Source organism: Streptomyces sp. (assembly GCF_031178505.1).
GTDB lineage: Bacteria > Actinomycetota > Actinomycetes > Streptomycetales > Streptomycetaceae > Streptomyces > Streptomyces gulbargensis.
The window spans coordinates 1-6,212 of record NZ_JAPSIW010000413.1 but is presented as its reverse complement, the minus strand read 5'-3'; the positions used below and the strand labels follow the sequence as shown (position 1 = coordinate 6,212).

The 6,212-nt window shown below is 71.0% G+C and carries 8 protein-coding genes; all 8 read left to right on the top strand.

The window, feature by feature from the left end:
• The first annotated feature begins 470 nt into the window (after window positions 1-470).
• The 8 genes from RIF68_RS23785 to RIF68_RS23750 all read left to right on the top strand — a co-directional run bounded on the left by RIF68_RS23785 (window position 471) and on the right by RIF68_RS23750 (window position 6,174).
• Window positions 471-899 carry a hypothetical protein gene (locus RIF68_RS23785; RefSeq protein WP_309053330.1) on the top strand — a complete coding sequence of 143 codons (429 nt, stop codon included), beginning with the start codon at window positions 471-473 and terminating at the stop codon, window positions 897-899.
• A gap of 130 nt (window positions 900-1,029) precedes the next feature.
• Window positions 1,030-1,353, top strand: coding sequence for a hypothetical protein (locus RIF68_RS23780; RefSeq protein ID WP_309053329.1), 324 nt, complete (start codon window positions 1,030-1,032; stop codon window positions 1,351-1,353).
• An 88-nt stretch (window positions 1,354-1,441) separates the two neighbouring features.
• Window positions 1,442-1,846 (top strand): DUF6573 family protein, encoded by a 405-nt coding sequence (locus tag RIF68_RS23775; RefSeq protein ID WP_309053331.1) that lies wholly within the window; start codon window positions 1,442-1,444, stop codon window positions 1,844-1,846.
• A 98-nt stretch (window positions 1,847-1,944) separates the two neighbouring features.
• Window positions 1,945-2,394 (top strand): hypothetical protein, encoded by a 450-nt coding sequence (locus RIF68_RS23770; RefSeq protein WP_309053328.1) that lies wholly within the window; start codon window positions 1,945-1,947, stop codon window positions 2,392-2,394.
• Window positions 2,395-2,818: 424 nt separating this feature from the next.
• A complete protein-coding gene (locus RIF68_RS23765) occupies window positions 2,819-4,663 on the top strand; it encodes a ParB N-terminal domain-containing protein (protein ID WP_309053327.1) in 1,845 nt (614 codons plus the stop codon).
• 110 nt (window positions 4,664-4,773) lie between these two features.
• Complete coding sequence (locus RIF68_RS23760; RefSeq protein WP_309053326.1) at window positions 4,774-5,136, top strand: hypothetical protein; 363 nt, start codon at window positions 4,774-4,776, stop codon at window positions 5,134-5,136.
• Between the two features lie 8 nt (window positions 5,137-5,144).
• Window positions 5,145-5,450: a hypothetical protein gene (locus tag RIF68_RS23755; protein WP_309053325.1), complete on the top strand. Its 306-nt coding sequence runs from the start codon at window positions 5,145-5,147 to the stop codon at window positions 5,448-5,450.
• 439 nt (window positions 5,451-5,889) lie between these two features.
• Window positions 5,890-6,174 carry a hypothetical protein gene (locus RIF68_RS23750; protein WP_309053324.1) on the top strand — a complete coding sequence of 95 codons (285 nt, stop codon included), beginning with the start codon at window positions 5,890-5,892 and terminating at the stop codon, window positions 6,172-6,174.
• The last annotated feature ends 38 nt before the right edge of the window (window positions 6,175-6,212 follow it).

Genomic DNA, 6,212 nt, shown 5'->3' with positions numbered 1-6,212 from the left:
GGGGCCCTCCTTTTTGCGGCCCTCCGGTCGCTTTGCTCCCTGCGGGCTGCGTCGCTTCGCTCCTTGCGCGGGGCCCCGGGGGGCTCCTCCGGACGCCCGCCCCCCGGGGACCGGGGGACGGGCTGAGGTCCGTTGTGGTCGAGGCGGGGGAGGGGAGCGCCGTGCCCGGGTGCCGGCGCCGCCGTGGTGGCCGTCCGGGGGCTGAGGTCGAGGAGGGCCTGGCGGAGCTGCGCGACGTCGAAGGGTGCGGGCCGGCTGGTGGCCGGGGAGGGAAAGACGGCTGGCTGGGAGGGGGGTCGGCGGGGCCCGGACACCCGCTAAAAGATCATGGAATTTCCGGGAAAAACCCTGGTCAGGCCCCCTTTTCAGCTTGGTGATCCGGTCCAGTGCTGGTAATATTGAGCTTGTTGGAAGGGGGTGGCACCCCGGACAACGGGAACCACTCGAAACCCACACTGGAGGCAGACGACATGCACCTGCTGACCATCGACCCCCGCGACACCGTCACCTACCGCCCCGTGGAGTACCAGATCCCGCTCGGGCTGGCCCCCTACCGGCAGGGCATCGTTGGTGCGCAGGAGCTGGCCGCCACCCTCGTGGCGCGGCTGGGTCTGCTCCGGCACCGGGTCGAGAGCCCCCGGTACATCGAGGAGGAGCCCCGTTGCGACCGGGGGCCGATGTTGGATTCGCTGGGCTCCCGGGCGATGCGGGTGGAGTGCCACGTCGACGGTCGCGCTGTCGCATGGCGGTATGACCGCTTCACGCGCAACTTTGCCACCGCCTGGACGGTCGAGGTCGACGGGCAGGCCCGGCCCGCCGAGCTGTCCCCGTACCTCCGGGCGCACGAGCGACTCGCCGCCCTGGCCTGGATCGCGCACCGCGCGATCCAGGGGTGGTGAACCAAGAAAACCCTGGCCAGAAGCCCTTTGCAGCTTCCGATTCCGGCCTAATACTGGTAATATTGAGCTTGTTGGGAGGGGGTGGCGCCCCTCCCGGCACCACCACTCGAAACCAACTGAGGAGCACCCAATGCGCGCACTCATCGAGGCCATCCGGACCGTCCGCGCCCGCCGTCGCGCGGCCAGCGGGGGGATGCGCTCGTACACGGTCGTCCTGGACTGGGCGACGGAGGAGTATGCCCACTACGCGGCTGAGGTCGTCCAGGTCCGCGCAGCCTCCCCGCTCCAGGCCGAGATCGCCGCCCTCCTCCAGGCGGCCGAGGCGAACGTTCACCACGTCGACCAGTTCGAGAGCGTGACGGGCCGTGAGCTGATCATCGTCGCCGGTCAGCTGTTCAAGCACGTCGCCACCTTCCCCGGAACGCACTACGCGATCCAGTCCGACAAGTTCTGACCCCCGCCCCGGGGGCGGCGGTTGGCACCGCCGCCCCCGGTCCAGCTCGAAATCCGTACGCACAACGAGAGGCACCCCAGTGAGCACCATGACCGGCACCGTCAACACCCGCGCCCACGCCATCAAGACCGGCGCGCTGATCGAGGCCGACCCCGACATTGCCGCCGAGGTCGAGTTCCCCGCCTCAGTGGCCATGACCGAGGCCGTCCACGCGGACTGCGTCGCCGTCCCCGACACGTACGCGTGGGACACCGGCATCCGGCTGGACGACGCCGAACGGGAGTGGGACCTGCTCATCACCGCGTCCCGGGCGATCAAGGCCGCCGCAGGGTCCGGCCGCCCGCCCCGGCTCGCGTTCGCCCACTACCGCGTCCCGGTCGACGGCCGCAGCCGCGACCCGCAGCGCGTATCCCTGGTGGCCGAGGCATCGCCCGGCGACAACGGCGAGCGCGTCATCACGATCATGCGCCCGAGCGAGCACCTGCCGCACTGAGGCGAGCCGGGGGCGGCCACCAGGGCCGTCCCCGGGCCCCCGGCCGGAAGGGGATGGCACCCCGACCGGCCCCCCTCGAAACCCGAACCGAGCACGGAATGGAGCCGCCCCATATGGGCTACGACTACAGCGTTCAGGGAACCGTTCAGGTCACCCCGCCGATCCCCGTCCCCGCCCTCCGTCCCTTGACGCAGGGGCCGGATCTGCCGATCCTCTGCCTGGCCCCCAGCGTCGAGGACCCGGACGCCGCAGGCCCCTGGTCCGACCTGGTGGGCGTATGGGCCCTGATTCCGGAGGACGTGCCGCTCGACCAGGCGCAGCCGATCACCGTCAGCGCGCTCGCCGTCTCCCACGTCTCCAAGAGCGGAGCGATCCACCAACCGCTCGCCAGGTTCGTCCGGCTCTGCCTGGCAGCCGGTCACGAAGTCGCCAGCGAGCTGAAGTTCCACGGCGAGGAGGGCGAGCGCGGCGAGATCCAGGTGACGCGGAGCGGCGGCATCCAATGGGTCGAGACCTCAGCCCCGGGCCGGGACCCCGTCCGCTGGTGAAGGCCTCCGCCCGGTCCGGCCGGTACGTCCGGCCGGACCGGGCGGGGCATCGGCCGGACGCGACGGCAGCCCGTCACCCGTCCGCCTCCGCGCCGGCCGACGGGTGAGCTGTCGAGAACGACGACCGCGCTGTTGCTGTCCAGCATCTGCGCGCGTTCGCGGCGGCCCCCGCACCGCCGTGGCGCAGCCCTCGCCCGGGACGCCGGCCCCGGCCCGGGGCCACCGAAAGCGGCTGGCAACGAGGCGGGGTGCACCGGCCCGGAGGGGGCGTGCGAGTCCCCCTCGGTTCCCGGAAAAACCCTGGTCAGGTACCCCTTTTTGCTAGGTGATCAGGGTCAACACTGGTAATATTGAGCTTGTTGGGAGGGGGTGGCACCCCTTCCGGCCCCACCACTCGAAATTCGTACGAACGAAAGGCACAAACGTGACCGTGACGCAGGCCGAGCAGGCCACCGAGAACGAGACGGCCGAACCGGCAGCCTTCGGCCGCCTGGTGGCGATCGATCCGCTCGACTTCGACCCCGACGGCGGTACGGAGAAGCTGGTCGTCGTCGACCCGTACAACCACCGCAAGAAGCGTGAGGAGGGCGACACCACCGAGCCCGACCCGGCGCTGATCGCCAGCGTCGAGGAGGTCGGCGTTCAGCAGGCGATCATCCTTCGCCCGCAGGAGGGCGAGCGCGACGGACAGCTTGGCATCGTGATCGGCCAGCGCCGCACCCTGGCCGCGTACCGAGTCGCCAAGGCGGCCGCCGAGGAAGGGCGCGAGTACCGGAAGATTCCGGCGATCATCCGGGACGACCTGCGCGGCGTCGATGACGAGGCGCTGACCGTATCGATGGTGGAGAACCTGCACCGCCGCCAGGCGAGCGCGCAGGACGACGTGGACGCCGCCGAGCAGCTCGCCCTGATGGTCAAGGCCAAGAAGGTGCCCAAGGCCCGGAAGCGCAGCCTGGCCGCCGCCATCGGCCGGACCGAGGAGGAGCTGGACGCGGCCCACAAGGTCGCGCAGATGGACCCGGAGACCCTCGAAGAACTCCGGGACGAGGAGATCGAATTCGACTGGGTCGAGTTGGGCGACTACGACGAGGTCAAGGACGTGCCCAACGCCCAGGTCACGCTCATGCGGGCCAAGGCCAAGGACGAGCAGGAGGGCAACACCAAGCGCGGTGCGTGGAAGACCGCCATGCAGGAGCTGCGCGCCAAGAAGGTCCGGACCGAGCGGATCGAGACCCTGAAGGCCGAACTGGCCGAGAAGAAGGTCCCGACGGTCCACTGGGTGTGGAACTGGACCTACAGCACCGCCCGGCCGCTGGAGGAGCTGGTCAGCAAGATCGGTATGCCGATGAGCGAGCAGGGGCACGGCGAGACCTGCGAGGGGCACGCGGCCACCATCGACCCCGACGCGGCCGAGGTGGTGTGGCTGTGCGTCGACTGGAAGAAGCACGGGCACCGGATCGCCGGGGCCGCCCAGGACGACGACGGCGGCGAGCCGGGCGAGGAGGAGGCCGCCAAGATCGAGGCCGCGCGCGAGGAGCGCCGCCGCGTGAAGGTGAACAACCTCGCGTGGCGGACGGCCCGCGCGGGCCGAGAGGCCCACATCGCGGACATGTGCAAGGACAAGGGCGAGGCCCCGGCCGACATCAAGGAGCTGATCATGCGGACGCTCCTCGTGAGCGATGGGCACTACGTGCACTACGTCGGCAGCCAGGAGCACGGGGCGATGCTCGCGAAGTTCCTCGGGGACGAGCGGCTCACCCGCCAGCCGAAGGACGTGATCGCCTCCCTGATCAAGAAGACCGCGAACAAGCGGTACTGGTGGGTCCTGTTCGCGCACGTGGCGGGTTACTACGAGGCCGAGCACATGAAGGACGACGCATGGCGCGGGGAGCCCCACTACCACTACGGCCCCTCGGTGCGCGGCCGGATCAGGCCCGCGACCGCCGAGTGGATCACCTTCCTGAAGCGGCACGGGTACGGCGTGACGGAGGTTGAGGCGGAGACGGTGGCCACCGCCGAGCAGGAGGCCGAGGCCGCAGCCGAGCGCATGGCCGAGCAGGAGCGGCAGCGCGAGGAGCGGGAAGCGGCCAGGGCCGCGCAGAAGGCCGAGAGCCCCGCCCCCGACGAGGGCGAGGAGGAGGACGACGACATGGACGAGGAGTACGAGGAACCGGCCGGGGCGGTAGAGAACGCGGACCCCGAGAACGAGACGGACGCGGGCGCGGACGAGCCCGCCGAAGGTGACCAAGAGGACGGCGAGCAGGAGTAACAGCGGTACCGGGCGGGCCCGTTCCTTGACGGTCCCACCCCGGCTGGGGCGGCGGATGGCACCGCCGCCCCGGCCCTCGAAACCCCACCACGCAACGAGGAGAGCGCACCATGACAGACGTTCGTATCGACCCCTACACCGACGAGGCCGGGGACCGGCTGATCCGCACGCTCGAAGCCCACGGGCTGACCGCCCGCAGCAGCACCGATCTCCACACCGGCACCGACATGGTCACCGTCGACATCGCGGGCGGGCCCGAAATCTGGATCGCGGACCGTACCGGTCACACCGACAGCCCCATGGACGCACACCCCGGATGGGTCGCGTTCTACCGGCCGCACGCCGACCGCAGCGACGAAGGAGAGACAGAGGTCTACCGGTCCGAGGGAGCGGGCGGCTTCGCCCAGGACACCGCCGCCCTGGTGGTCGCGGTCGTCCAGTGCGCCGCCGCCCGCAGTCTGGCCGCCGCGTGAGGGCCCCCGTGCACGAGGCCCGAGCGCTGGCCTACCTGGCCCGCCAGGACGCCGGCCCACCCCCGGCGGACGCCGAGGAGCGCGCCGACTGGCGCGCGGAGCTGCGCGCGGCCCATGAGGACTACCGCGCCGGCCGCGCCAAGGCGGTCGGCGTCGACCGGCTCGACACGGTCCGGCGCGCGGCCCGGGCCGGACGCTACGACACCCGCGACCACCAGGACCTCACGGAGGCCCTGGCCGCCGTGGAACACGGCTGCATGTCCTCCTGGCGCACCACTCCGTACGGGCTGGTCTGGATCGACAACGAGTTCTGACCCGCCCCGGCCGGGCGGCGGACGGCACCGCCGCCCCGGCCCCCGCTCGCAGACATCGACTGCGCGGGCGGACGCCGCGAATCTCGTACGGGGCGTCAACGCCCACCTGACCGCCGCCACGGCGTAGCCGAAACGCAGACCGGCGACCGCCCTGCCATAAGGCAGGACCCCCCGCACAAGTGCGGCAGGCTGGCGCGGTCGCCGGTCCTCTCGAAACCCGCACCGCGCGTGGTGGCGACATCCCCAGAAGGGGGCGCTACTTCCACGCGGAACGAGGAAACACCAGGGTAGCGGCTTTGGGCCCGGGGACGAAAAAGGATCGGAAACGTGCCCCACAGCACTTCCAATGCTGGCAAAAGATGGTATTGTTCTTCTTGTTGGAAGGGGATGGCGCCCCGACCGGCACCACCACTCGAAACCCGTACGGAAGAGGTACCCGATGGCTTCCACCCAGGAACTCCCCGAGGCCGCGCTGACCGGCCTGCGCGACTACCTCATGGCCACCGCCGCCGACGAGGACAAGACCCCGCTGGAGGAGCTGGACGGACTGAGCGACGGCGTGCTCGCGGCCTACTGGCACGGCTACGTCGAGGCCAGCAAGACCAGCAGCACCGGGCAGGAGCTGCACATCGCAGCATTCGGTGCCTCGCTCTTCGCGCCGATGGTCGCGGCCGGTACCGAGATCGGCGCGGTGCGGGACGCACTCGCCCAGTCGCTCAAGTAGTCCAACCCCGCCGGGGCGGCGGATGGCACCGCCGCCCC